This is a genomic window from Ruegeria sp. HKCCD6428 (assembly GCF_013110595.1).
Classification (GTDB): Bacteria; Pseudomonadota; Alphaproteobacteria; order Rhodobacterales; family Rhodobacteraceae; genus Ruegeria.
Genome location: NZ_WVQX01000007.1, coordinates 155,007 through 179,061 on the forward strand (window position 1 = coordinate 155,007; position 24,055 = coordinate 179,061).

General features: G+C 60.1%; 28 protein-coding genes. 14 read left to right on the plus strand and 14 right to left on the minus strand.

The window, feature by feature from the left end; genetic code table 11:
* Positions 1-45: 45 nt before the first annotated feature.
* Positions 46-762, plus strand: a complete 717-nt coding sequence (locus GS620_RS16020) for an AzlC family ABC transporter permease (protein ID WP_171616860.1) — start codon at positions 46-48, stop codon at positions 760-762.
* Positions 759-1,091 carry an AzlD domain-containing protein gene (locus GS620_RS16025; protein ID WP_152456788.1) on the plus strand — a complete coding sequence of 111 codons (333 nt, stop codon included), beginning with the start codon at positions 759-761 and terminating at the stop codon, positions 1,089-1,091. The genes GS620_RS16020 and GS620_RS16025 overlap by 4 nt, the downstream gene beginning before the upstream one ends.
* Here the strand turns inward: GS620_RS16025 and GS620_RS16030 are convergent.
* The 7 genes from GS620_RS16030 to GS620_RS16060 all read right to left on the minus strand — a co-directional run bounded on the left by GS620_RS16030 (position 1,080) and on the right by GS620_RS16060 (position 7,584).
* Positions 1,080-1,712: a hypothetical protein gene (locus GS620_RS16030; protein ID WP_171171212.1), complete on the minus strand. Its 633-nt coding sequence runs from the start codon at positions 1,710-1,712 to the stop codon at positions 1,080-1,082. The two genes, GS620_RS16025 and GS620_RS16030, sit on opposite strands and share 12 nt — an antisense overlap.
* A gap of 17 nt (positions 1,713-1,729) precedes the next feature.
* Entirely contained in the window at positions 1,730-1,864 is a 135-nt protein-coding gene (locus GS620_RS16035; RefSeq protein ID WP_050604020.1) for an aa3-type cytochrome c oxidase subunit IV, read from the minus strand.
* An 89-nt stretch (positions 1,865-1,953) separates the two neighbouring features.
* Positions 1,954-2,493 carry a hypothetical protein gene (locus GS620_RS16040; RefSeq protein WP_171331386.1) on the minus strand — a complete coding sequence of 180 codons (540 nt, stop codon included), beginning with the start codon at positions 2,491-2,493 and terminating at the stop codon, positions 1,954-1,956.
* Positions 2,480-4,321, minus strand: coding sequence for a glycerophosphodiester phosphodiesterase family protein (locus GS620_RS16045; RefSeq protein ID WP_171616862.1), 1,842 nt, complete (start codon positions 4,319-4,321; stop codon positions 2,480-2,482). The genes GS620_RS16040 and GS620_RS16045 overlap by 14 nt, the downstream gene beginning before the upstream one ends.
* 56 nt (positions 4,322-4,377) lie before the next feature.
* Positions 4,378-4,830, minus strand: a complete 453-nt coding sequence (locus GS620_RS16050; RefSeq protein ID WP_171119738.1) for a DUF6173 family protein — start codon at positions 4,828-4,830, stop codon at positions 4,378-4,380.
* A gap of 4 nt (positions 4,831-4,834) precedes the next feature.
* Positions 4,835-5,881: an MBL fold metallo-hydrolase gene (locus tag GS620_RS16055; protein WP_171616864.1), complete on the minus strand. Its 1,047-nt coding sequence runs from the start codon at positions 5,879-5,881 to the stop codon at positions 4,835-4,837.
* Complete coding sequence (locus GS620_RS16060) at positions 5,881-7,584, minus strand: acyl-CoA dehydrogenase (RefSeq protein ID WP_171363541.1); 1,704 nt, start codon at positions 7,582-7,584, stop codon at positions 5,881-5,883. The genes GS620_RS16055 and GS620_RS16060 overlap by 1 nt, the downstream gene beginning before the upstream one ends.
* A gap of 138 nt (positions 7,585-7,722) precedes the next feature.
* Here GS620_RS16060 and GS620_RS16065 point away from each other — a divergent pair, with 138 nt between their 5' ends.
* Entirely contained in the window at positions 7,723-8,673 is a 951-nt protein-coding gene (locus GS620_RS16065; RefSeq protein WP_171119741.1) for an L-threonylcarbamoyladenylate synthase, read from the plus strand.
* On the opposite strand, the gene GS620_RS16070 is transcribed toward GS620_RS16065, so the two are convergent.
* Positions 8,674-9,228, minus strand: coding sequence for a YqgE/AlgH family protein (locus GS620_RS16070; RefSeq protein WP_152456781.1), 555 nt, complete (start codon positions 9,226-9,228; stop codon positions 8,674-8,676).
* A gap of 145 nt (positions 9,229-9,373) precedes the next feature.
* Between GS620_RS16070 and GS620_RS16075 the strand changes: the two genes are divergently transcribed.
* Positions 9,374-10,186, plus strand: coding sequence for a protein-disulfide reductase DsbD domain-containing protein (locus GS620_RS16075; RefSeq protein WP_371807907.1), 813 nt, complete (start codon positions 9,374-9,376; stop codon positions 10,184-10,186).
* Positions 10,187-10,190: 4 nt separating this feature from the next.
* On the plus strand, positions 10,191-10,640 hold the full coding sequence (locus GS620_RS16080) for an NUDIX hydrolase (protein WP_171331390.1): 450 nt from the start codon (positions 10,191-10,193) through the stop codon (positions 10,638-10,640).
* Here GS620_RS16080 and GS620_RS16085 read toward each other — a convergent pair.
* The 6 genes from GS620_RS16085 to GS620_RS16110 all read right to left on the minus strand — a co-directional run bounded on the left by GS620_RS16085 (position 10,607) and on the right by GS620_RS16110 (position 18,098).
* A complete protein-coding gene (locus tag GS620_RS16085) occupies positions 10,607-14,008 on the minus strand; it encodes an efflux RND transporter permease subunit (protein WP_171616866.1) in 3,402 nt (1,133 codons plus the stop codon). The two genes, GS620_RS16080 and GS620_RS16085, sit on opposite strands and share 34 nt — an antisense overlap.
* 5 nt (positions 14,009-14,013) lie before the next feature.
* Entirely contained in the window at positions 14,014-15,462 is a 1,449-nt protein-coding gene (locus GS620_RS16090) for an efflux RND transporter periplasmic adaptor subunit (protein ID WP_171616868.1), read from the minus strand.
* Positions 15,463-15,568: 106 nt separating this feature from the next.
* Positions 15,569-16,111, minus strand: coding sequence for a molybdenum cofactor biosynthesis protein B (gene moaB, locus GS620_RS16095; protein WP_152456776.1), 543 nt, complete (start codon positions 16,109-16,111; stop codon positions 15,569-15,571).
* A gap of 6 nt (positions 16,112-16,117) precedes the next feature.
* Positions 16,118-16,738, minus strand: a complete 621-nt coding sequence (locus GS620_RS16100) for a LysE family transporter (RefSeq protein WP_171616870.1) — start codon at positions 16,736-16,738, stop codon at positions 16,118-16,120.
* The gene (locus tag GS620_RS16105) at positions 16,735-17,334 is read right to left on the minus strand and encodes a metallophosphoesterase (protein WP_171331395.1); all 600 of its coding nucleotides are present in this window, start codon (positions 17,332-17,334) and stop codon (positions 16,735-16,737) included. Before GS620_RS16105 ends, GS620_RS16100 begins: the two co-directional genes overlap by 4 nt.
* Positions 17,331-18,098 (minus strand): uracil-DNA glycosylase family protein, encoded by a 768-nt coding sequence (locus GS620_RS16110; RefSeq protein ID WP_171616872.1) that lies wholly within the window; start codon positions 18,096-18,098, stop codon positions 17,331-17,333. Before GS620_RS16110 ends, GS620_RS16105 begins: the two co-directional genes overlap by 4 nt.
* Before the next feature lie 83 nt (positions 18,099-18,181).
* On the opposite strand from GS620_RS16110, the gene GS620_RS16115 reads away from it, so the two are divergent.
* The 9 genes from GS620_RS16115 to GS620_RS16155 all read left to right on the plus strand — a co-directional run bounded on the left by GS620_RS16115 (position 18,182) and on the right by GS620_RS16155 (position 23,934).
* Positions 18,182-18,796, plus strand: coding sequence for a scavenger receptor class F, member 2 (locus tag GS620_RS16115; RefSeq protein ID WP_152456772.1), 615 nt, complete (start codon positions 18,182-18,184; stop codon positions 18,794-18,796).
* A 59-nt stretch (positions 18,797-18,855) separates the two neighbouring features.
* Complete coding sequence (locus tag GS620_RS16120; RefSeq protein ID WP_152456771.1) at positions 18,856-19,791, plus strand: aspartate carbamoyltransferase catalytic subunit; 936 nt, start codon at positions 18,856-18,858, stop codon at positions 19,789-19,791.
* The gene (locus tag GS620_RS16125; protein WP_171616874.1) at positions 19,788-20,306 is read left to right on the plus strand and encodes a hypothetical protein; all 519 of its coding nucleotides are present in this window, start codon (positions 19,788-19,790) and stop codon (positions 20,304-20,306) included. Before GS620_RS16120 ends, GS620_RS16125 begins: the two co-directional genes overlap by 4 nt.
* A complete protein-coding gene (locus tag GS620_RS16130; RefSeq protein WP_171616876.1) occupies positions 20,291-20,677 on the plus strand; it encodes a hypothetical protein in 387 nt (128 codons plus the stop codon). The genes GS620_RS16125 and GS620_RS16130 overlap by 16 nt, the downstream gene beginning before the upstream one ends.
* Positions 20,674-21,126, plus strand: coding sequence for a hypothetical protein (locus tag GS620_RS16135; RefSeq protein ID WP_171616878.1), 453 nt, complete (start codon positions 20,674-20,676; stop codon positions 21,124-21,126). Before GS620_RS16130 ends, GS620_RS16135 begins: the two co-directional genes overlap by 4 nt.
* Positions 21,123-22,403: a dihydroorotase gene (pyrC, locus tag GS620_RS16140; protein ID WP_171616880.1), complete on the plus strand. Its 1,281-nt coding sequence runs from the start codon at positions 21,123-21,125 to the stop codon at positions 22,401-22,403. Before GS620_RS16135 ends, pyrC begins: the two co-directional genes overlap by 4 nt.
* On the plus strand, positions 22,403-23,008 hold the full coding sequence (gene plsY / locus GS620_RS16145) for a glycerol-3-phosphate 1-O-acyltransferase PlsY (RefSeq protein WP_171206089.1): 606 nt from the start codon (positions 22,403-22,405) through the stop codon (positions 23,006-23,008). The genes pyrC and plsY overlap by 1 nt, the downstream gene beginning before the upstream one ends.
* Positions 23,005-23,274, plus strand: a complete 270-nt coding sequence (locus GS620_RS16150; RefSeq protein WP_171616882.1) for a hypothetical protein — start codon at positions 23,005-23,007, stop codon at positions 23,272-23,274. Before plsY ends, GS620_RS16150 begins: the two co-directional genes overlap by 4 nt.
* A gap of 183 nt (positions 23,275-23,457) precedes the next feature.
* Positions 23,458-23,934: a YHS domain-containing (seleno)protein gene (locus GS620_RS16155; RefSeq protein WP_171119757.1), complete on the plus strand. Its 477-nt coding sequence runs from the start codon at positions 23,458-23,460 to the stop codon at positions 23,932-23,934.
* Positions 23,935-24,055 lie beyond the last annotated feature (121 nt).

Sequence of the window (24,055 nt, forward strand, 5' to 3'; positions counted from 1 at the left end):
TTCCCAAGACAGTTACTGCTGCATGAATCACCATAGGATTTAGCCATGGCCTCTGCCACATCCAAGTCATACTTCTGGAAAGGTTTTCGGGACGGGACGCCGTTTATCTTCGTCGCCGTGCCCTTTGGCCTTCTGTTTGGTGTTTTTGCGACGGAGGCCGGGTTAACCCTTGTCCAGACGATGGCCTTTACATCGACCGTTTTTGCAGGTGCCGCGCAATTCGCGGCGTTGCAATTGTTGCAGGACAACACCCCGACCGTGATCATCATAACCTCGGCGCTGGCCGTGAATCTGCGTATGGCGATGTATTCCGCATCACTGACACCTTACCTGGGTTCCGCGCCCATGTGGCAGCGTGCCTTTGCGGCATATCTGACCGTGGATCAATCTTATGCCTGCTCGATCGTGCGGTTCGAGAAAGAGCCCGACCTGTCAGTGCCACTACGCATGGCCTATTTCGTGGGCTCTGTCACGCCGATCACACCGCTTTGGATTCTGAGCACTTATCTGGGCGCAGTGCTGGGTGCGCAAATACCGGAAAGCTGGGCGCTGGATTTTGCCCTGCCTATCACCTTTCTGGCCATGATAGGGCCGATGATGCGGACCTTTGCACATGTGGTCGCTGCCCTTGTGGCCATCACGGTATCGTTGTTGACCGTCGTAATCCCGTTCAATCTGGGTCTGTTGATCGCCGGATGCGCTGGAATGGTTGCCGGAGCACAGGCGGAACTGATCCTCGAACGCAGAAAGACGCGACAATGACACAGCCCGATTCCGTCACAATCTGGACCATTATCATCGGGCTTGCCATCGGCAGCTATGCGCTGCGCTTTGTCTTTATCGGTTTTGTAGGTGATCGCCCGATGCCGCCTTGGCTGCTGCGTCACCTGCGATATACAGCGGTGGCCATCCTTCCCGCATTGATCGCACCGCTGGTCGTTTGGCCCTCTGCCACCGAAGGGCAGCCTGATCTGCCCCGTATGTCGGCGGCAGCCGTTGCCCTGGCGGTCGGAGTGATCAGCAAAAACGTGATAGCGGCCATCTTTTCCGGGGCCGCCACGCTCTATGGTCTGCTTTATCTACTGAGTTGAGACAGCGTCGAGCTGGTTGAGACGCGCATTGTTTGCCGCCAAACCCTTTTGCAGATCCGCATCGTCATTTTCCCGATATTCTTCGGTCACGACGCCCGGAATCTGCGCAAACTGTTCCGACAGGTTAACCGGATAGAACGTCACATCAATCTGCTCGAACCCCGGCACCTGCTTCAACAGTTGAGAAGTCGAGTTGGTACAGAATGCGCCAGCGACCGGACCGGATTGCTTTGCCAGTTGCAAGGCGATTTCAGCCTGTTGCGGGCTCACCTGAATGGTCTGTATGCGGGCATAATGCGTCTCGCGCGCGTGCGAGCTGCGATAAGCTCGTTCGACCGCAGGGGTAATGCCGTAAAGCACATCATCCTTCACCGGAACCACATCCGCCCGGAACGAACCGGCAGGGTCAAAGATCACCCGCTCGCTGCCCGAGATCATCAGCGACGTATGCGCGCCCGATCCGGTGCGTGTATTGATCATTGTGTACAGCGTCAGGGTCGCTGGCCCCGGATCACGGTAGGACCGGGACACGATCTCGTTCCGATCCGCCTGTGGACGGTTCGAATTGGCGCAGCCCGCCACTGTCGCTGCCAGCAAGCAGGCAATCAATATCCTGAACAAGTCAGCCCCCGAAACGATTAGGAGGCGAAAACCGCCAGGAACAGGCACAGGAAGGCAATGGCGACCACACACCACGTGGTGGCCTTGATGAAACCGTTGAATGTCTTGGTTTGGACCGTGATGTCCATTTCGCCGTGCTTGTGTTCAGCCATGAGTCTCAGATTCCCAATTCGCGTGTTTGATCTGTTGGATAATGGAAAACAGAACGCCTGTCACCACGTCATTCGCGCGCAGGACGCTGTTACTTGAGGACCGAACAACCGGGATACCCGAACCCCCACCGCCAGGGCAGGCCGCTGCACGGCCCGCCACCGAATCGCACCGCCCCGTACATTGCATCCGCAGTGATCGCGTGCACGCTGCGAATCTGTTCAGGCGACATGTCGTACTGGTCGGCATAGTCCTCGGCATGGTTGTCTCCGTGCTGCACCACACAGGCGTGCAAGGCGTCATCCGCTGCCAGACGTGCCTCATAGCTTTCGTTAGCTGTCTCTGCACCGCCAGCATTGTGATATGCCCGGTCGTGGATGACGCAGCAGTACTCCCACGGCGGGTGTTCTTGATATAGCGCGCCAACCTGTGGGAATTGCTTTGCCACCCAGCGCCAACTGGCTGACAACCCGCCTGAACAGCCATCGGTTTCAAACGACGTCAGTTCGGCGTCCTTGCTTTGCTCGATCAGGGCGCGGTGGCCCGGCATTTCAAATCCGCGCATCAGATCCTGTGCCCATGCCGATAGTGGCAGCAGAGACAGAAACAGGGCCATATTAAGGACTTTCATCGCGCATCGCCTCTGTATCGACCTGCAATCCAAAGGTGGTTGCCAGCCACAGCAACAGCCGCTCGCCCGGCCCCATTTCAGCGCGTATGCGCAAAACCTCATTGGCCATGGCCGGGCGGTCGGTAATCAAACCATCCACACCCATCGAGGCCATCCTGGACATCTGCAACGGATCATTCACCGTCCAGACATAGATATCCTTACCAGCGTCCTGCACTTTGCGGATCAGCCCGGGTGTAACCATGCCTGCATTGACGGCGACAAATTCACCTTCCAACCCCGACAGATCCCCAATGGCCGTGGCCGCCAGCACACCAGAGCGCCAATCGGGCCGCAACTTTTCCATCTTTTGCACGGCCGGGTATTTCAGCGACATGGTGGCAACGTCATTCTGCATCCCAAGCTCTTCGACAAGGCCGATCACCCGATTTTCCAGATCGACGTCGTGACCATAATATTTCAGCTCGATAAGAACCTTCGACTTACCCTTGGCCGCTTCCAGTACTTCTCGCAGGGTCGGGGTCCGCTCTGCGGCGTATTCCGGTCCGAACCAGCTTCCAATGTCGATATCAGCAACATCCTGCATCGTCGCATCCCAGACCTTCAGGTTGACGCCGGCCAATTTCATGAAATCGCTGTCATGGGCAACGACAACCACATCATCCGCCGTTTCCTGAACGTCTATCTCAACCCAGTCCGCACCATCCTCGATCGCTTTCAGGACCGAGGCCATTGTGTTTTCAGGTCGCAAAGCCGCAGCGCCCCTATGGCCGATGACCTCGGCTTGATCCGGCGCCTGCACGCGTTCCAGCAAGCTTTGCCCAAGCCAGAAGCCAACGCCCAACGCGGCCAAGGCCGCCGCGACAGTGACAAGAACCGGCACGCGGATCCTTCGGGGTTCGGGATGGGGAACGTCCTTGGTCTCAGCTTCAAAGAAACCGTCCAGCAAGACCGCCAATGCGCCCAGCGCCGTGGCCGCCAGAACCAAGCCCGCCAGGGACCAAAGCCCCGCAATGATCAGGCTGAGGATCAATGCCAGTCTGAGGCTGCCGCCTTCCTGCAAGGGCACAACCGCAAACAACAGACTGGCCACCGCCGCAATCAAAGCCGCAATCACAAGCCGCAGTCCCAGCCAAAGGGCAAGCTCGATCTTCAAACGCCCGCGCTTGCCTTCCATCTTTTGTTCGCTTTTCGCGAATGCTCCGCGTGGTGAGGCCCCCTCGAACAGGACCAGATGCAACGCCAGCGCCCATCCCGACAGTCGGCGGATCAACACCCATGCCAACGCAAGAACGACAAGTCCGATCAGAACCACTGCCACCTGAAAGGCCGGAGGGTGGAATGTCAGGTAATAATTGATGTCATATTCCGTCAGCGTCCACCATGCGATCAACCCCGCGATGGCCACAAACGGCAAGGCGAGAAGCAGAACGCGCAGGATGAACCGAACGGCAAATCCGAACAGCGCCGGAAAGCGGGACAGGTTCAGTGCCAGTGCCGCACTGCCTGCGCGCCAGGGGTCGTTTTCTCCCATACGCAAGGACCCGGCCATGACCGCGAACACAAGCACCTCGGCCAGCAAGAACAGACTGAGCACCGCAACACCCGCGATGAACCCTGCCGGAGACAGCAGGAACATCGCAATGTCCTGATCGGTCAGAGCGGTCTGATTTGACAGAGAGACCGCCAGATTGACAGCCACAGCCACACCCGGCGCGATCAGCGCCACCAGCAGCAAGCGCACAGCGATATAGATTGGCACAAAGACCCGGCGCCGTTCCCAGGCACCTGCATAGGCATGTGTTACTGCTTGAAAAAACCTTGTCACGTGTGCGCCTCCGGACTGATGCAGTCATTCAAAGGCGCGCAAGCGTGAATTGCAAGTCAGCTGTCTTCCAGATCCGCCGCCAGACGGAAACCGATGCGGTTGGCGGGTTTGTCCTCGACCGATTTGGGCAAGGCGCGCAGCATCACGTTCAACTGGCTGACATGCTGCACCAATTGCGTGCGGGCCCCGGTTCCGTCAGATCCGTAAAAGGTGATCACGTCGGGGTCGAAATACCCCATCCCTTCGATTCGCATGACGCCGGCATCGCCGCCGGTAAAGCCCATGGCGACTTCGTGATCGCCGTCCAGAGTCTTTTCAAAGTTCTGGATATACATGATCAGACGCTCGTAAGCCCATTGCGCCGGGCTTTTGTTGGCAACAGGCTTCTTCAACCCCTCGGGCAGGTCCTTGGTTCCGGATTCGGCATTGGGATCCGCGTGCACCTCGTGACACCGCGGCAAAGCGGCGGCTTCGGCGGCCTCGGCCGAGGTTTCGATCTGGTCCTGCATTCTTCTACCCTTTGCGCTGATACAGCCATGCCCCGTCAGCGCGTTGCGTCCGGGTTACCGCACCAATGTGGTAGAGATGATTCACATGCGCAACCGCCTCAACCAGCGCAAGCCCATATTCGCCTTCGCGGATCGTGCGTTTGAACAGTGGCAGAAAACAATCCGCGGCCGCTCTGGGTTGATCCAGATGCTTCAACAGGCGGTCCAACGCGCCGTGGTGGTTGTCGATCAGCTGTTTCATCCTCAGCGGCAGGCCCGAAAACGGCAGCTTGTGCCCGCCCAGAACCAGATGATCGGGCCGGGCAAGCGTCTGCAACCGCTCGCAGGCTTCCAGCCACGCTAAAACCGGATCGGCCATCGGTTCCGTGGCATAGACGCCCAGATTGGGACTGATCGAGCCGAGAATCTGATCGCCGCTCAACACCAGATTGTCGTCACGGCTCCAGAAAGTGGCGTGTTCCGGCGCGTGGCCATTGCCCATATGCACATCCCAGTCGCGCCCTCCCATTCGGATCACGTCGCCCTGCTTGATCCGGGCAAAGCCCAGCGGCATGGGGTAAACCGTGTCGGCAAAGTTGAACGGACGATCCTTCATCCGCGCATTCAGAACCTCGGGCGCCATGCCGGCGCTGCGATAGAAATCAAGCGTTTCCTGTGGCCATGTCTCTTGCACATCCAGCGTCAGCATCCGCGCGAACAGCCATGAGGTGCGGCTTGCGACCAGCTCGGCCCCGTGTTCCGACTGAAACCACCCGGCATTGCCGACATGGTCAGGATGATGATGCGTCACCACCACACGGGTGATCGGTTTGCCTTTCAAAGGCCCGCCCATCAGGGTTTCCCAGATACGCCGCGTCTTGTTCGACGACAGCCCGGTGTCAATCACCGTCCAACCTTCACCATCGTCCAGCGCGTAGATATTGACGTGATCCAGCGCCATCGGAAGAGGCAGGCGCATCCACAGTACACCCTCGGCAACCTCGACGGCTTCACCCGGCGCGGGCGGTTCCGCCCACGGATATCTGATCCCCGATACGCGATCCCCGTCCATCACGCCGCCAACTCATCGGGGCTGAGCGAGAAGAGGTCATCCGCGCCGCTTTGCACCCGCGCCAGAAGCCCGGAATGCTCGGGCAACAAGGCGTTGATGTAGTAGCGCGCCAATTTGGCCCGTGGTCCTTCCGGATCAGCCAGAGCCGCGGACAGGTGATAATGCCCGCCAAGAACCCGGGCAAACGCCTGAAGATAGGCCGTTGCGCCTGCAAATCGGTCGTTCATGTCGTCTTGCGCCACCAACCATTCGGTTGCCTCGCGCAGGGTTTCTGTTGCCTCCCACACTGGACCGGCCAGATCGGGCATCGTCGTACGCGCGTGTTCGGCCTGTTCTTCGATCTCGTCCAGAAGGTTCGAAGCCGCCTCGCCCCCGTCCATCATTTTGCGCGCAACAAGGTCCATGGCCTGAATGCCGTCGGTTCCCTCGTAAATCGCGGTCACGCGAACATCGCGGGAATATTGCGCCGCGCCTGTTTCTTCGACAAAGCCCATGCCGCCGTGCACCTGTACGCCGGTTTCGGCCACGCGTATCCCGGTCCGGGCCCCAAAGTTCTTGCCGATTGGCGTCAACAACGCGGCCCGCGCGGCCCAATCGGCGTCGCCGGTGGCTTTCGCCATGTCAATCGCGGTCGCGTTGGCCAGAAGAATAGCCCGAGCGGCAAAGATATCGGCGCGCATATCCATGATCATGCGACGCACATCCGCATGATCGATGATCTTACCAGAAGGCGTCCTGCCCTGCTTGCGTTCCAGCGCATAGGCCAAAGCATGCTGATAGGCGCCTTCCGCAACGCCCACACCCTGGCCACCCACGCCCAGGCGAGCGTTGTTCATCATGGTGAACATGGCCGCCATACCACCATGTTCCTTACCGACAAGCCATCCTTTGGCGCCGTCATATTGCATCACGCAGGTGGGCGAGCCATGCAGGCCCATCTTGTGTTCGACGGAAACAACCTTCAGGTCGTTGGCCACGCCGGGATTGCCATCCGCATCGGGGATGTATTTCGGCACCAGAAACAAGGAAATGCCCTTGGTGCCTGGCACACCGTCCGGCAGACGGGCCAGAACCAGATGGCAGACATTTTCAGCAAAGTCGTTGTCGCCCCAGGAGATGAAGATCTTCTGCCCGGTCACCGAGTATGTGCCATCACCATTTGGCTCAGCCTTCGAGGTCAGCGCACCCACATCCGATCCGGCCTGAGCTTCGGTCAGGTTCATGGTAGCAGACCATTCACCCGAAATCATTTTGGGCAGATACAGTGACTTCAATTCGTCGCTGGCGTGGTGTTCCAACGCCTCGATCTGGCCCTGCGCCATCAGCGGAGCAAGTTGCAGCGACAGGCAAGCGGCGCTCATCATCTCGTTCACGGCAGTGGTGACAGCCATCGGCAGGCCCATTCCGCCAAATTGGGGATCAGCGCTGATCCCGATCCACCCGCCTTCGGCAATCGCCTTCCAGCCATCGGCATAACCCGGAGAGCTGCGGAGCACGCCATTCTCAAGCCGCGCCGGTTCCAGATCACCGGCACGCTGCAACGGGGCCAGAACCTCTTCGCTCATCTTGGCGGCTTCGGTCAGGATGGCCGTGACGACATCGGCGCTGGCATCTGCAAAAGTCTCGGTGGCGGCGACCTGGTCGAACCCGACGACATGGTGCAGCAGAAATTGATAATCTGAGATTGGGGCGCGATATGGCATGATTTCTCTCGGGGTCTAACGGATCAGAATACATCGGCGGGCTTGGAATCAAATGCAAGCGCCGGTAAGCGTGTGGGCCTGAACCGATTACGTACCTTACCTCAAGTTCCAGGCAACCAAAACGCGGCGTCATCAGATATGATCTCATCCGGCACACAGGAATTGACGGCAGATCCCGGCGGCATCGCGCAGGCTGCCGATTTTTTGCGCCAGGGTCTTCTGGTCGCTTTTCCGACCGAAACGGTCTATGGCCTTGGCGGCGACGCCCGCAACGGACAGGCCGTCGCATCGATTTACGAGGCCAAGGGACGGCCCAGCTTCAACCCGCTGATCGCCCATGTCGCCTCGGTCGAAGCGGCCCAGCGCTTTGTGCAATGGTCGGATCTGGCCGAGCAACTCGCACAGGCCTTCTGGCCTGGTCCTCTGACCCTGGTTTTGCCGTTGCGCGAAGGGCACGGGGTTTCCTCGCTGGTGACCGCCGGGCTGGACACTCTGGCCGTGCGGGTACCTGCGCATCCGACGGCGCGTGCGCTGCTGGCCGACTTTGACGGACCGGTCGCGGCCCCTTCGGCTAATCCCTCGGGTCAGATCAGCCCCACGACGGCGGCTCATGTGTGGTCCGGTCTTGGCGGAAGGATCGCGGCTGTTCTGGACGACGGTCCCTGTGCGGTGGGGCTGGAATCCACCATTGTCGGTCTGGCCGGAGAGCCCACATTGCTGCGTCCTGGCGGCGTTGCGTTGGACCGGATCGAAAGCGTGCTGAACCTGCACCTGCACCTGCACCAATCCGGCGATCTGCTGACCGCTCCGGGGCAGTTGCAGTCGCATTATGCGCCCGACGCCCCGGTCCGCCTGAACGCCACTGCGCGTCACGGGGATGAGGTTCTGCTGGGCTTTGGAGCGGTGGATTGCGACCTGAACCTGTCTGTCCAAGGACGTCTGACCGAGGCGGCCGCGAACCTCTTTGCAGCCCTTCACAGGTTGAACGAGACCGGTCGACCCATTGCCGTATCTCCGATCCCGAACACCGGATTGGGGGCCGCAATCAACGACAGGCTGCGCCGCGCCGCCGCACCACGCAACAGCTGATCAGGCCCGGCCTGCGCTGGCGGACAACGTCAGAGGGTCCACCCCGAGCGTCGCCAAGGCAGCTTCCCATTTTTCGTCATCAGGCACGTCGAAGACAAGTTTCGTCGTCGCTTCGGTGGTCAGCCAGCCGTTCATCGCGATTTCGTCCTCAAGCTGACCCGGGCCCCAGCCGGAATAGCCCAGCGTCAGCATCGAATTCAGTGGTCCGCTGCCAGAGGCCAGATCTTCAAGCACATCCAGTGTCGCCGTCATGCTGAAATCCGCGGAAATATGCATCGAATGCAGATTGGCCTCATAATCGGCGCTGTGCAGGACAAATCCGCGCGACATCTCGACCGGGCCACCGAAATGCACAAGGCGCTCTCCGATCACCGGGATACGGCAGGCGATGTTCAGTTGCCCCAGCAACGTCTTGATTCGCAGATCCGAAGGCTTGTTCACGATCAATCCCATGGCGCCATCGTCGCCATGGCTGCACATATACACCACCGAATGGTCGAATCGCGGATCGCCCATTCCGGGCATCGCAATCAACAGTTTTCCGGTCAGGTCCATGGGCCGTCATCTCTTTGTCAGTTCACGTCAACAATGGCCCTGCCGCACCCCAGTTTGCAAGAGACCAACCCGTATTTCGACAGATTTCAGCGCAGTGACCGGATCGTGACTTGGAATCCGCGCCATCGACGCGCATTTATGGGGTATGAAGATGCCGATCAAACCCACCGCCGTAGCCGCGCTCGCGTGTCTGAGCCTGTCCGTTCCAGTTGCCGCGCAGGACTTGGACAACGTGGTTCGGCTGGATGTTCTGGATGGTGGACGGACGACCAACGGCACCTACATGACCGCGCTGAAACTGACGCTCAAGGATGGCTGGAAGACCTACTGGCGCGCGCCAGGAGATTCCGGCATCCCGCCCGAGTTCGACTGGAAGCGATCCAGCAATGTCGGCCAGGTGGAAATCATCTGGCCCTCGCCCGAAGTCTTTGACCAGAATGGCCTGCAATCGATTGGCTATGAAAATCAGCTGGTCCTGCCCATCAAGGTCACTCCGCGCAACCCGGCAAAACCGGTCCGTCTGAAAGGTAAGATGGATCTGGGGGTCTGCAAAGACGTTTGCATCCCGGAACGCCTGGATTTCGACCACACGCTGGACGCCGAAGCTGATCGCAACCCGGCGATTGCCGCAGCGATGGCGCAAAGGCCCTATTCTGCACGCGAAGCTCGTGTCACCAAGACCACCTGCAATCTGACGCCCACGAAAGATGGGATGCGGATCGAGGCGCGGATGACGATGCCGTCCGCGGGTGGCCGAGAAGTCGCAGTGATCGAACCTGGCAATCCTTCGCTTTGGGCCTCGCAACCCGTATCTCAGAGGCAGGGGGATACATTGGTGGCCGAAGCGGAAATCATACACGCATCAGGTGCACCTTTTGCGCTGGACCGGTCCGAGATCCGGATCACTGTTCTGGGGTCCGACCACGCGGTGGATATTCTGGGCTGTAGCGCGGGCTGAATGCATGAGCCAATCCCCCAAGATCGGTGCATTGGCGGTTGTTCTGCATCAGGACAAGGTTCTTCTGGTTCAGCGCAGCAAACAGCCGGACAAGGGCCTGTGGGGGTTCCCCGGCGGCCACGTAGAGTGGGGTGAAACCGTTCTGCAAGCGGCGCAGCGCGAGTTGTGGGAAGAAACCTCGGTGATTGCGGAACCGTCACACTACCTGAGAAATCTGGATCTGCTGCGTCACGACAAGGCGGGTCAGGTTTTTTCCCATTTCCTGTTGGTCGGCGTTGCCTGCCGCTATCAGTCCGGCACACCACAAGCTGGTGACGACGCGCTGGATGCCCGTTGGTTTGCCATCGAACAGATACGCCGGGGCGACCTGCCGATGAGCGCGCGGGTCATCGACCTTTTGGAACACGCGATCCGCGCGGATCAGGCATCGGCCGATCTTGTCAGCCGCCCATAAAGCAAACCTGACAGGACCACGCTCAGGACCACGATCAGAATTGCCCCGGCCAGGAATGCACCCAACCCCATTCGCAGCACCGCAATGCCATCTCCACCTGCATAGAGGCCTTGCAGTACGCCAAGCGGCGCGCCTGTAACCGCGGGCCAAATCATCGTCAGGCCGAACCAAACAGCCAATGCGGCCCCGGTTGCCGCCAGCGCCCCGCGAACAACCCGGTCCGGTGCCCGCGCGGCGCGGCGCATGGCTGTCATAGGACGCGCCACGTCATTGAGGATCGCCAACAGGGCAGGCACCAGGATCAGAACCAGCAACATCCCGAACCCAAGCCCGTAAACCAGCGTGATCACGGTCGGCTTCAGGAATTGCGCCTGTTGCGAACCCTCGTAAAGCAACGGCGCAAGTCCAAGAACCGTGGTCAAAGTGGTCAGCATCACGGGACGCAACCTGTCTGCGGTACCTTCGACAATGGACGGAACCAGACCACGGTCTTTTTGATACGCATCTATCGTCGTCACCAGAACGATCGAGTCGTTGATGATGATCCCCGTCATGCCCAGCAACCCGACCACCGTGAACATGCTGAGCGGCACATCCCAGATGTAGTGGCCCCAGATTGCACCAACGAGGCCAAAGGGTATGATTGCCATGACAACCACTGGCCGTGTCCAGCTGGCGAACACCCAGGCCAGAACAAGGTAGATACCTGTCAGGCACAGGATCAAACCGGTGCGGGCTTCGGCAAGGAATTCATTTTCCTGTTCGCTCAGGCCCGACATACGCCACTCGACTTGCCGTTCGGCAGCGATATTCGGCAGGATTTCTTCCTGCATCGCCCGTTCGATTTCAGCCGCGCGTGCCGGATCATCCTCGGAGATGTCGCCATAGACCGAAACAACCCTCAGGCCGTTTTCGCGCCGAACCGTCGAGAAACCGGACTCACGCTCGACCGAAACGATGTCGGCCAGCGGGACGTAAACCCCATCAGGAGACCGCATGAGCGTACGCTCGAGGAAATCTGCCGTCAGTTCGCCTTCAGGAAGTTCCACACGGATCTCGGCACTGCGTGGCCCGTCCGGGAAAGTTGCCGCTTCGATACCGTTCAGGCGATTGCGCAGGGCGCGACCAAGCGTTTCTATCCGGAATCCCAGCGCCTCTCCCTGTGCAGTCAGGTCCAGGATGAACTCTTCCTTGTCATAAGCCAGGTTGTCTTCCAGCGCCGAGACTTCGGGAAATTTCGACAGCTCGGCCTGCAAGTCTTCGGACGCGGCCTTTAGAACGCTCACGTCAGAGCCGAAAAACTGCACGTCGATGGCGTCGCCACCCGGTCCAGAGCGCCACCCCCGGAAGCTGATCACTTCGAGCTTGGGATGGCGCGGCGCGAATTCCTGCAACTCTCCGACGAATTCGAAACTCGAATAAGGGCGCAGATCGGCATCGATGAGTTCGATCGAAATACCACCCAACAAACTGCCATCCTTGCCATCCGCAGCAGCCAGCTGTCGGCCTGCATTGCCGCCAACCTCGGCCAGGACATAGTCGATCGGATTGCGCCCATGACGCTCTTCGTAGATCTGGCCCAGGTCATTGACCGCCTGTTGCAGAAGGCGCATCATTTCCAGCGTATCCGATCGCGTCGAACCTTCGCGCATGATAAAGCCGCCGGTCACGGAACTTCGCTCTGGTGCATTGAAAAAACGCCAATTCACGTCGCCGCGAATGAACAGTGCTACCTGGCTGGCCAGTACCGCGATCATCAGCGCCACGACCACGTAGCGCGCCCATATCACCCAGGCGATCAAGGGACGGAACAGGTGGTCCCGAACCCAACGGAAACCACGATTGACGACCCGGTTGGGCAAGTCATACCAGTGTTCCTTGGCCGAATGCGCGATGGCGTGTGCCATGTGATTGGGAAGGATCAGAAAGCACTCGACCAACGAAGCGATCAAAACGGCGATCACCGTAAAGGGAATGTCGCGGATCAATTCTCCGAATCGTCCGCCCACCAGGGTCAGACCGAAAAACGCGATTACCGTCGTGACAGTCGCAGCCAGCACCGGCATGGCCATCCGCCGCGCCGCACGTTCCGCAGCCACAACAGGCGGCTCACCCAAACGCCGGGCACGGAAATCCGCGTGTTCCCCCACCACGATGGCGTCATCAACCACGATGCCCAGCGTGATGATCAGGCCGAACAGCGAGACCATGTTCAGCGACAAGCCGCCCAGATACATCAATGCGATTGCGGCCGACATCGCCACCGGGATACCCGCCGCAACCCAGAAGGCGATGCGCGCGTTGAGGAACAAGAACAGCAGACAGACGACAAGGCCAAGACCCATCAACCCGTTGTTGACCAGAATGTTCAATCGGTCGGTTATGGCCTGGGCGCGGGTGCGGATCAGCTCGATCTTCACACCTTCGGGCAAGCTGGCCTGCATTTCACGGGCAACATCTTCGACCGTGTGCTGGATGTCTATCGCATCGCCCAGATTTGACCGGTCGACCCGGATGGACATGGCCGGATCGTCGCCGACGAAATAACTGCGATGCCGTGTGACACCTTCGACCCGAATCCTGGCGATATCACCGACTTTCAGCTTAGCCCCGTTGGCAAAGGTCCGCAGCGCGATGTCTTCGATCTGCTCCGGGGTCCTCTTTTCGGTTCCGGCCCGGATACGCGCACCTGCGCCCTCAACCTCACCAGCGGGATCGGTGCTGACCTCGGCCGCAATCGCCGACGCGATCTCTTCCATGGTGATGTCATTGGCGATCAATTGCGCCGTGGTGATTTCGACAATGATCTGAGGCGCGGCAATGCCCCTGATTTCGGTTCGCGTAACCCCTGCCGAGAACAAGCGGTTGATGAACTCATCCGTCAGCTTCGCCAGTTGATTGGTGTCTGTGGGGCCACTGATAACGACATCCGTCACCCGATCCCGCCAAGCGCCGCGCCGAATTTCAGGTTCTTCCGAACCTTCGGGCAGATCCGTCACACCGTCTATCGCGGTCCGGACGTCTTCGACCGCGCGGGACATGTCCCAGTTCGGCTCGAACTCCAGTCTGACGCGGGTCCAACTTGGGTGTGAGCTGGCCTCGGTGCTGGTTACCCCTTCAACGGCCAGCAGCGCAGGTTCCAACAACTGCACGATACCTGCATCCATGTCCTCGGGGCCTGCACCTTCCCACGAGACGGTGACATCAACCCGTTCCAGAATGACATCCGGAAAGAACTGCGCCCGCATGTTCGGGATAGCCGCTGCACCCAGAACCAGCATCACCAGCAGCAGCAAATTGGCCACCGTCCGGTGCCGTGTGAAATAGCTGAGAAGGCCACCCGCTGCGCCAGGTATCTCGCGCATCATGACGCTCAGCCCCCGGCCTTGGTTTCAATGCGCCGCACCAGAGATGAAGGGACGCGCGCTTCCCGCAACTGACCGAGAACCTGAGTTTTCTCATCCTGAGGCATGGTTTCGCTGGCCTCGACCCGGGCCACGAGTTCAGCGCGTTTCGCATCTGACAGTTCGACCATACCCGGGTCTGCCCCGGCCTCAAGCCGCAAGGGCCGCACCCGCACGCCAGATCCAAGCAACGGCGTGCGCCCGATCACAACCTCGCGCCCTTCCAACCCGTCGCCCCGCAGCAAAACCTCGTCACCCTGTCTGCGGACAAGCTGCACCGGCAAGCTTTCCAGGCGGTCATCCGCACCCAGCACCAGAACCGTTCCCGATGCGTCCAATGCCGAAGACGGCAAGCGGAACACATTGGCAAGCGGTTGTTCCTGAACCGAGACGGTGACGAAATCTTCGGGCTTGAAACCGGATGCCTCTTGCAGACGCGCATAGATCAGTCGTCCGGTCTGACCCTCGCCCGCAGAGCCGCTGTCGCGGCTGATATGACCAGTCGCGGTTAGATCGGTGCCCGTCACCTCAAGCGAAACCGTGACCGGTGCGTTGATCAGCCTGTCATTCTCGTCCAACAGACGTACATATTGTGCCGTCGACACCCGGAACGCCACTTCAAGAGCGTTTGGATCAACCAGTTCAGCCAGTTTTTCATTCGCCGACACCAACCGCCCTTCCACAAGCGTCACATCGGTCAGCGTACCGCTGAATCCGGCCCGAATGGTCATATCGTCAAGATCGCGTTCGGCTGCCTCCAAGGCGATCACCGCCCGCGCCAACAACGTCGTTGCCTGATCGACGCGGGAATCAGCCTGTGCAAGCGCGATACGGCGCGCCAGCACAGCCTGTTGTGCCGAAGCAGCCGCCAGTTCCGCCTCTTCCACGCTGGCGGCGGCGCCTACCCCTCGGGCCTCCAGATCGCGTTGCCGTTGCAGCGCCCGTTCCCGCAGTTCGGCTTGCGCCTCGGCCGATTTCAATTCGTCCTGCGCCAGCAGCAAAGACCGTTCGGCATCACGTTCTTCGAATTGTGCGTCCAATAGATCGGACTTGGCCCGATCCAGCGCGGATTGGGCATCCGCCGGATCCAGTTCAACCAGAACTTCCCCGGCAGTCACCGTTCCGCCATCCACGAAATCCTCTGCCAGGGCGACAACGCGGCCACCCAGTGCCGCGCGCAATTCAAGTCTGCGCCGGCTCTGGACCTCTCCGAATGCTTCGAGATATGGGATTACGGTTTCCGCTTCGGCCTGACGTACGGCAACCGCAAAGACCCGTTCGCGGGCGGCGGGCGCCTGGTCCTCACGCGTCAGGACGTCCTGAACGGCACCCATGATGATCTGCGCGGCAATAAACAGCAGAGCAAGCGTCAGGAACGCCAGAAAGATACCGACAAGACTCTGCCGTAGAAATCGCATCAAACAGTTACCCCGGTTGCACCAAGCTGCCGTCCACAACATGTAGCCGGATCACGAATTATGCCAAGCCACAAAGCGGTTATACGGAATTGAACGTACGACCAGTCTACTTCCGTCGCAGATGTTCGTCCAATCTGGGCATTATTTCCACAAAATTGCAGGGGCGATGCCGGTAATCGAACTGTTTTTCCAAAATCCCATCCCACGCATCCTTGCAGGCCCCCGGGCTGCCGGGCAATGCAAAAAGGTATGTTCCCCCCGCAACCCCCCCGGTTGCACGGGACTGCACCGCCGAAGTGCCGATTTTCTCCATCGAAATGATGGTGAAGACAGTAGCGAATGCGTCGATCTCTTTTTCGTACACGTCCCGATGCGCCTCGACGGTCACGTCCCGCCCCGTCAGACCCGTTCCACCGGTCGAGATCACGACATCGATCTGTTCATTAGCCACCCATGCCCGCAACTGATCGGCGATCTGGTCGCGCTCATCCCGGATGATCTGGCGATCCGCAACAACATGGCCCGCTTTTTCGATCCGGTCCACCAATGTCTGCCCCGAGCGATCTTCGTCCATCGATCGGGTGTCCGAAACGGTCAGAACGGCAATTCTGACGGGGATGAACTCCTTGGTTTCGTCAATGCGTGACATCTTGCGTCAGGCCCTTTCCATCATGACAAGCCGGATCGCGAGGGCGGAATATATACCCCCTGTGACCCAACCAATAATACGCGAGGCGCGCGGGTTGCCGATCAGCACCTTGCCTGCCCCGCCGGCAAAAATTCCGACCAGCCCGTTTACCAAGAACCCGCCAAACGCGATGATCAGCCCAAAGATCAGGAACTGCACCAGAACCGATCCCGCAGTCGGGTCGACGAATTGCGGTATGAACGCCAGCACGAACAGAATGACCTTGGGATTGGTCAGGTTGACCAACATCCCATCCCGAAAGGCCATGCGCGTCGACCGCATAGGCGCATCCCCTGTCGAAGCGCCGTTCCGGACCGCTCCCCAAGCCAGATACATCAGGTAAGCGGCACCCATCCAGCGGATCACTTCGAAAAGCCAGGGCAGCGCCGACACCGCAGCGCCCAGCCCAAGCCCTGCCAGCAGCACGTGAATCATCGAACCCACGGACACGCCGGCGCTTGCCGATACCGAAGGCCACGCCCCGGATCGCAGCCCTTGGCCAAAGCAGAACATCATATCAGCACCGGGCGTCAGGTTCAGTGCCAGTGCCGCTGGAACAAAGACCAGCAAAGTCTGGAATTCGATCACGCATCCACCTCAAACCAACTTGGCATCGGGCCCAGATTGGCCAAATGCGTTCGCCCCAAGGACCCGCGATAGCCCCAGCTTTCATGCACATGACCGAAGAACGCAAATCCCGGCTGAAGGCGTTCCACCGCATCCCGTATGGCAGTCGATCCGACCGAAAGGCCTTGCGATGTCTGATCCCCATACCCTTTGGGCGGAGAATGAACGATCAGGAGATCAGCCGTTTCACACCGGTCGAGCATCTCGGTCGCCTCACCTTCCGTGAGGTCACAGGACCAGTCTCCGAACGGAGTAGGTGGTACGCCGTAGCCAAGACCAAACAAGCGCAAGCCGTCTATGGTCATGCCAGACCCATGCAGGACATGAACACCGTCCGGGGCCGCATTGCCCAGCTCTTCTGCACTTTCCGCGTTTCCCGGGATCAGGACCAGCGGGGCCGAAATGCCGGACAGCATCTGCATCGCCTCGTCCAGCCCCTGACGCGAATTGCAATAATCACCGGCACCGATGACAAGATCAGCCTCGGTGCTGGCGGCAACAAGATCGGCTGCCCGGTTGCGCGCCATGTGCAGATCAGAGAATGCCAGAACTTTCATGTTGCACCTCGCAGCCGCGCTTTCAGTTCCAGCAGATCCGCCCAGGCCTGCCGTTTCATCTGCGGTTGTCGCAGCAGGTAAGCCGGGTGGAACATCGGGATCACCGGCAGATCCATTGCCTGATCCCATTTGCCGCGCAGGCGGGTGATGCCGCGTTTGCCCAGCACCGCCTGACAGCTGATATTGCCCATCACAACCAGAACCTCGGGTCTGGCCAGGGCCACATGGCGTTCCAGAAACGGCTTCATCATCCCGATCTCTTCGGGTTTGGGGTCGCGGTTCTGCGGGGGGCGCCATGGCAGCACATTGGTGATATAGACGTTCTCGCGACGATCCAGATCAATTGCCGCCAGCATCCGGTCCAGCAACTGACCCGCTCGGCCGACAAAGGGTTTGCCCTCGCGGTCCTCATCGCGACCCGGCGCCTCGCCGATGATCATCACGCGCGCGCCGGGGGTCCCGTCGGCAAAGACCAACTGCCGCGCGCCGCGCTTGAGCTCGCAATGCTCGAACGCGTCCATCGCTGCGCGCAGCTGATCCAGCGATCCCGCGCCCCGTGCTGCGGATCCCGCGATTGCTACCGGGTCCACATCCCTTGGCTTTGCCGGGGCGGCGGGGGGCGTTTCCGGTTTCCTGGGTTTGGCCGAGGTGTCGGGCAAAGCGTACCGGTCAACCGGCACATCACCGATTGCCTCGGTCGCGCCCAGTTCGATCTGCCATTCCAGCAGCGCCCGCGCAGAATAATAGTCCAAGCCCGATTCCATAGGGATAACTTACCCGCCTGAGGGCTGAGGGAAAGCGAATAGGGCTTGATCGGTCGCTCTGTCGCGCCGACCATCGGCATGCGATGCTCAGATTTCTGCGATTCCTCATCATTGGACTAGTGCTGGTTGTCACCGATGATCCGGCATGGGCCACGTTTCACGACAAACACGGGCAATGCCGTGCGGGTCAGTTCAAATGTGGCAGCACATGTTGTTCAGGCGGGCAAAGATGCAGTTTTGATGGCCATTGCATTCCACTGGGCGGCACCTATTGCGGCGGCGGGCGCAGTTGCGGTCCGTTCGAACGCTGCGTCGCTGGTGGACTCAGATGTGCGCCCGCAGGCCTGAACAAATGCGCATCACGGCTGGATTGTCCGGGCGACAGTTTCTGCAATGGCCGTGGCGAGTGTGAACGAAGCGCACCCGAACTGGATACAACGCCACCGACCACATGCGCTGATGGCAGAACCTGCGCGCGCGGTTCGGCCTGCCTGCCCGGCGGGGGCTGCTCGCGTCCGGGGTGGTTCCTGTGCGAGGAAACCGGATCACAATGCCGCCCCGGTTTCAAATGCTCGGCGCATCAAGGCTGCGTACCGATCAAGGCCATCGACTGTGGTTATGGCAAGTGGTGCAAGCCGGGCGAGCAATGCCTGCCCGAAGGCGGCTGCGAAAAACTGCCTGAGGGTACGGAACCTTAGGTTGCCTTGCGCCGCCCGGCTTCCTATAAGCGGCGCGATTGTCAGACAGGAGCCCGCCCATGCGTTTCGCCCATCGTCACCTTCTTGGCATCGAGCATCTGTCGCAATCCGATATCACCGACATTCTGGATCTGGCCGAGACCTATGTCGACATGAACCGCCAGTCAACCAAGCATTCGGACGTTCTGTCGGGGCTGACCCAGATCAACATGTTCTTCGAAAACTCGACCCGCACGCAGGCCAGTTTCGAACTGGCGGGCAAGCGTCTGGGTGCGGATGTGATGAACATGGCGATGCAGGCCAGCTCGATCAAAAAGGGCGAGACCCTGATCGACACCGCGATGACGCTGAACGCGATGCACCCGGATCTTCTGGTGGTGCGGCACCCGCATTCCGGCGCGGTCGATCTGCTGGCGCAGAAGGTCAATTGCGCCGTTCTGAACGCCGGTGACGGCAAACATGAACACCCCACGCAAGCCCTGCTGGACGCCCTGACCATCCGTCGCGCCAAGGGCCGCCTGCACCGGCTGAACATTGCCATTTGCGGCGATGTCGCCCATTCCCGCGTCGCCCGATCGAACCTGATCCTGCTGGGCAAGATGGAAAACCGCATCCGCCTGATTGGCCCGCCGACGCTGGTGCCCGCGCAATTCGCCGAGTTCGGGGCCGAGATCTATGACGACATGAACGAGGGCCTCAAGGACGTTGACGTCGTCATGATGCTGCGCCTTCAGAAAGAGCGGATGGATGGCGGGTTCATCCCCTCGGAACGCGAATATTACCACCGCTACGGGCTGGACGCCGCAAAACTGGCGCAGGCCAAGCCGGACGCGATCGTGATGCATCCCGGCCCGATGAACCGCGGGGTCGAGATCGACGGCACGTTGGCGGACGACATCAACCGATCCGTCATTCAGGAACAGGTGGAAATGGGCGTCGCCGTCCGCATGGCCGCGATGGATTTGCTGGCCCGCAACCTGCGCGAGGCCGCATGAACGATCTGACCGTCGCCCCCCACGAACGCGGCGTTTTGCGCCTGTTCACGCTGGACATGCGCCCGGAAGAGGCGAAGTTCCTGCGCGAACCGGGTGCCGCCGATCAGGTGCTTGGGGTCGACGGGCTGGATTCCAGCCATATCGATATTTTCCCGGTCTCCGACCTCGAAGAGCTCGGCCTGTACGGCTACATGACCGAGGGCTGCGGCGTGTCTGCGGACCAGCTGGACCGGAACGCTCTGGCCTCTGTCGACGGTTGGGTCATGGTCCTTCGCAGCGCGGCTTTCAACGGACACCCGGCGACGCTGAACCCCGATCCGCGCCTGCGCCTGATCGGCCTGTTCACGGAAGAGGCCACGAACTGGACCGGGGGGATCATCGAAACCGAAAGCGCCAAACCCTTTTCCGCCCCGCAAACCGTCACAGCGGGTGACACCCCCCGCCGCGTCGGATCTGCCATTCTGGCACTGGTCGCGCTTGTGGTCATCGGAGGCATCTTATGGCTGATCCTGTGATCTTCGCCCCGGACAAAGGGGCCTATATCCGCACAAATGCATGGCTGGCTGCTGTGGCCATGGCCGGTGCAATGGCCGTGCTGTGGCTGATCGGCAATCCTTACGTCTGGACCGGAGCCCCAGCTGGCCTGGCCGCCATCGGCATACGCGCGTGGTATCTGGCCTCGGAAGAACTGGTCTCGAATTGGCAATTGTCAGACACCGCGCTGACCGGTCCCGGCGGACGCAGCGTGCCGCTGAACCAGATCACCGCCGTGAATATCATGGGCAGCTTCGTCCAGGTTGTCACCAAAACCGGCGACAAGCATCTGATCAAATACCAGTCAGACCCGGCCGCCACCAAAGCCGCGATTGAAAGGGCGATGGGATGAGCGACGAATGGTGGCGCGACAAGATACCAGAGGGCGAACAGGTTCTATGGTTCGGGCGGCCGCATAACGGTTTCTTCCCACCTCATCTGGGTTGGTCCTACAGGATTCTGATCGGCTCTGTCGGTCTGGCGTGGTTCGCCAGCCCGTGGATTGTCGACTCGGTGCGGGATTTCTGGAAGCTGCTCAGTTGCACGGGCGTGCTGGCATTCGTGATGTGGGCGGACCGCTTTGTTCGCTCGCAACGCGTTTATGTTGTGACGCCGCAGAACGCGTGGCAAGTCAACAAAGAACTGAAAACCAAAAAACTTGAAATCAACCGGTTCCTGAATTTCCGCACTGTGCCCTCAGCGGTGGTTTTTAACCGCCACCCCTTTTTCAGATTCGACCATCTGCCCGACCCGGATGCCGCGTTGGCCGCGCTGACCCAAGCCCGAGAGACCCATACATGACCGCCCTGATCTTCACCAACGCCCGCCTGATCGACCCTGAAACCGGCACGGACAGTCCCGGCTGGCTGCAAATTGCCGACGGCCTCATTCACGGCAAGGGCAACGGCGACGCGCCCGTTGCTGACGCCCAGGTCATCGACTGCGGGGGCAAGTGCCTCGCCCCCGGCATCGTCGATATCGGCGTCAAGGTGTGTGAGCCGGGCGAACGGCACAAGGAAAGCTACAAGTCCGCGGGTCTCGCTGCCGCGGCCGGTGGTGTGACCACCATCGTCACCCGCCCGGATACACTGCCGGCGGTCGATACACCGGAAACACTGGAATTCGCGACCCGGCGTGCTCAGGCGGATGCACCGGTCAACGTTCTGCCGATGGCCGCGCTGACCAAGGGGCGCAACGGGCGTGAGATGACGGAAATCGGGTTCTTGCAGGACGCAGGCGCCGTGGCCTTCACCGATTGCGATCACGTCATCACCAATACCAAGGTGTTTTCCCGCGCACTGACCTATGCAAAATCCTGCGGCGCGCTGGTGATTGCCCATCCGCAGGACCCGGGCCTGAGCCATGGCGCCGCGGCCACCAGCGGCAAATTCGCCGCCCTGCGCGGATTGCCTGCGGTCTCGCCCATGGCCGAGCGCATGGGGCTGGACCGTGACATCGCGCTGTTGGAAATGACGGGCGCGGCCTATCACGCCGACCAAATCACCACCGCCCGCGCCCTGCCCGCGCTGGAACGGGCCAAGCGCAACGGGCTGGACATCACTGCCGGCACCTCGATCCATCACCTGACGTTGAACGAGTTGGACGTGGCCGACTATCGCACCTTCTTCAAGGTCAAGCCTCCGCTGCGGTCCGAGGATGACCGGCAGGCGGTGATCGAGGCGGTGCGCACCGGCCTGATCGACACGATCAGTTCGATGCACACGCCGCAGGACGAAGAAAGCAAACGCCTGCCGTTTGAAGGGGCCGCCTCGGGCGCGGTGGCGCTGGAAACGCTCTTGCCGGCGGCATTGCGCCTGTATCATGCCGACCAGTTGGACCTTCCGACCCTGTTCCGGGCGATGGCATTGAACCCGGCCAAACGGCTTGGTCTGGAAAGCGGCCGATTGTCGGAAGGCGCACCGGCGGATCTGGTTCTGTTCGACCCGGATGTGCCTTTTGTGCTTGATCGCTTTGCCTTAAAATCCAAATCTCAGAACACGCCATTTGACGGCCAGCGGATGCAAGGTAAGGTCATTTCGACCTATGTTGCAGGTAAAGAAGTGTTCCGGAGTTCCTAATGCCCCCGATCGACAACTCGACCAGCGAACTGCTCCAGTGGGCGGTGGTTGGATATCTCTTGGGCTCCATTCCCTTCGGCCTGCTGCTTGCAAAGGTCATGGGGCTGGGAAATCTGCGCGAAATCGGATCCGGAAATATCGGCGCAACCAATGTCCTGCGCACCGGCAACAAAGCCGCCGCGGCGCTGACCTTGCTGTTCGACGCGGCCAAGGGCGCGGCGGCGGTTCTGATTGCCCGTGCTTATGCCGGAGAAGACGCCGCGCAGATCGCAGCCCTTTTTGCCTTTCTGGGTCATTGCTTTCCCATCTGGCTGGGTTTCAAGGGCGGAAAAGGCGTGGCCACCTTTCTGGGCCTCTGGCTGGCGCTGGACTGGCGCGTCGGAGTTGCGTGCTGTCTCAGCTGGCTGGTGGCGGCGGCGATCTGGCGGATATCCTCGGTCGGCGCACTGGCCGCGGCCGCGCTTTCAACGACCTGGGTGCTGGTTCTGACAAACGGACAATCCTTTATCCTTGGGATTATCCTGACCCTTCTGATCTATTGGCGTCACAGCACCAACGTCGCACGGATCAAGGCCGGGACTGAACCGAAAATCGGAAAGTCGTGACACCGCCGGACGCTTTCGTTTCCGCGTTTTTCGCACTGCCCGAGGGTAGTTTTACCGGTACATCGGGGGATCGGCGCTATGTCGTCGTGCGCCAACAGATGGCAAAGGGAAAATCCCACAAGCTGGTTGCGTGCGAGCTGGGCGGCACCGACTATATCAGCATGAACCTGTATCAGACACGCATCAGCGGCGCGCTGCTGAGGCCTTGTGAAATGGCGGCCAGCAAAGTCATCGCGTTTGTTCTGGGTTTTGAACCGGACGCGTAATGTCAGGCCTGCATTTTTGAACAGACGTTCCTCTCTGACGCACAATCACGATTCATTGTTTTGAACGTGATCCGCCTGCTTCCCAGATCGCTGTCGTGACGGTCAATTACGGGCCACACAGGACAACAATCCGGAGCTTTCGATCGGCACACAGACGAGGCTCCTTTCACGAAAGGTGGAACAATGAACAAGTTTAAATCTCTGATCGGTGGCGTCGCTCTGTCCGTTGCACTGGCAACATCCGCACTGGCCGCTGGAGTGGACATCAACGCAAGCTCGACCGGTCTGGCCATGCAGGGTTATGACCCGGTTGCCTATTTCACCGTCGGTGAAGCGACCAAAGGCGACTATCGCATCACCGCGCTGCACGACGATGCGCTGTACCGTTTCTCGTCCGAGGAAAACAAAGCCGCCTTTGAAGCCAACCCGGAAGCTTACCTGCCTGCCTATGGCGGCTATTGCGCCTTCGGTACAGCCATGGGCTTCAAGTTCGACGGTGACCCGAACCACTGGAAAATCGTCGACAACAAACTGTACCTGAACTTGTCGGAAGACATCCAGGAACGCTGGGAAGGCGACATCCCGGGCTTTATCGAAAGCGCAAGTGCAAACTGGGAAAACATCGCGGACAAGACCCCTGCTGAATTGCAAAAGCAATAATCCGCCTAAATCTTCAGATGTGTCGGCGGCGGAGTGTTCCGCCGCCGCATATCGTTTGAAGACCTCTCGTTTCTTCCTATCTCATCAGTATCAGAAGTGCCCGATTTCAAAGGCCCCCCGG

Coding starts and splice junctions, on each gene's coding strand:
- GS620_RS16105 (WP_171331395.1), bottom strand. CDS start 17,334: ATGAAAGTTCTGGCATTCTCTGATCTGCACATGGCGCGCAACCGGGCA.
- GS620_RS16025 (WP_152456788.1), top strand. CDS start 759: ATGACACAGCCCGATTCCGTCACAATCTGGACCATTATCATCGGGCTT.
- GS620_RS16050 (WP_171119738.1), bottom strand. CDS start 4,830: ATGCAGGACCAGATCGAAACCTCGGCCGAGGCCGCCGAAGCCGCCGCT.
- plsY (WP_171206089.1), top strand. CDS start 22,403: ATGCCCCCGATCGACAACTCGACCAGCGAACTGCTCCAGTGGGCGGTG.
- GS620_RS16040 (WP_171331386.1), bottom strand. CDS start 2,493: ATGAAAGTCCTTAATATGGCCCTGTTTCTGTCTCTGCTGCCACTATCG.
- GS620_RS16135 (WP_171616878.1), top strand. CDS start 20,674: ATGAGCGACGAATGGTGGCGCGACAAGATACCAGAGGGCGAACAGGTT.
- GS620_RS16060 (WP_171363541.1), bottom strand. CDS start 7,584: ATGCCATATCGCGCCCCAATCTCAGATTATCAATTTCTGCTGCACCAT.
- GS620_RS16155 (WP_171119757.1), top strand. CDS start 23,458: ATGAACAAGTTTAAATCTCTGATCGGTGGCGTCGCTCTGTCCGTTGCA.
- GS620_RS16120 (WP_152456771.1), top strand. CDS start 18,856: ATGCGTTTCGCCCATCGTCACCTTCTTGGCATCGAGCATCTGTCGCAA.
- GS620_RS16080 (WP_171331390.1), top strand. CDS start 10,191: ATGAGCCAATCCCCCAAGATCGGTGCATTGGCGGTTGTTCTGCATCAG.
- moaB (WP_152456776.1), bottom strand. CDS start 16,111: ATGTCACGCATTGACGAAACCAAGGAGTTCATCCCCGTCAGAATTGCC.
- pyrC (WP_171616880.1), top strand. CDS start 21,123: ATGACCGCCCTGATCTTCACCAACGCCCGCCTGATCGACCCTGAAACC.
- GS620_RS16055 (WP_171616864.1), bottom strand. CDS start 5,881: ATGGACGGGGATCGCGTATCGGGGATCAGATATCCGTGGGCGGAACCG.
- GS620_RS16090 (WP_171616868.1), bottom strand. CDS start 15,462: ATGCGATTTCTACGGCAGAGTCTTGTCGGTATCTTTCTGGCGTTCCTG.
- GS620_RS16110 (WP_171616872.1), bottom strand. CDS start 18,098: ATGGAATCGGGCTTGGACTATTATTCTGCGCGGGCGCTGCTGGAATGG.
- GS620_RS16125 (WP_171616874.1), top strand. CDS start 19,788: ATGAACGATCTGACCGTCGCCCCCCACGAACGCGGCGTTTTGCGCCTG.
- GS620_RS16075 (WP_371807907.1), top strand. CDS start 9,374: ATGAAGATGCCGATCAAACCCACCGCCGTAGCCGCGCTCGCGTGTCTG.
- GS620_RS16035 (WP_050604020.1), bottom strand. CDS start 1,864: ATGGCTGAACACAAGCACGGCGAAATGGACATCACGGTCCAAACCAAG.
- GS620_RS16115 (WP_152456772.1), top strand. CDS start 18,182: ATGCTCAGATTTCTGCGATTCCTCATCATTGGACTAGTGCTGGTTGTC.
- GS620_RS16065 (WP_171119741.1), top strand. CDS start 7,723: ATGATCTCATCCGGCACACAGGAATTGACGGCAGATCCCGGCGGCATC.
- GS620_RS16130 (WP_171616876.1), top strand. CDS start 20,291: ATGGCTGATCCTGTGATCTTCGCCCCGGACAAAGGGGCCTATATCCGC.
- GS620_RS16020 (WP_171616860.1), top strand. CDS start 46: ATGGCCTCTGCCACATCCAAGTCATACTTCTGGAAAGGTTTTCGGGAC.
- GS620_RS16085 (WP_171616866.1), bottom strand. CDS start 14,008: ATGATGCGCGAGATACCTGGCGCAGCGGGTGGCCTTCTCAGCTATTTC.
- GS620_RS16070 (WP_152456781.1), bottom strand. CDS start 9,228: ATGGACCTGACCGGAAAACTGTTGATTGCGATGCCCGGAATGGGCGAT.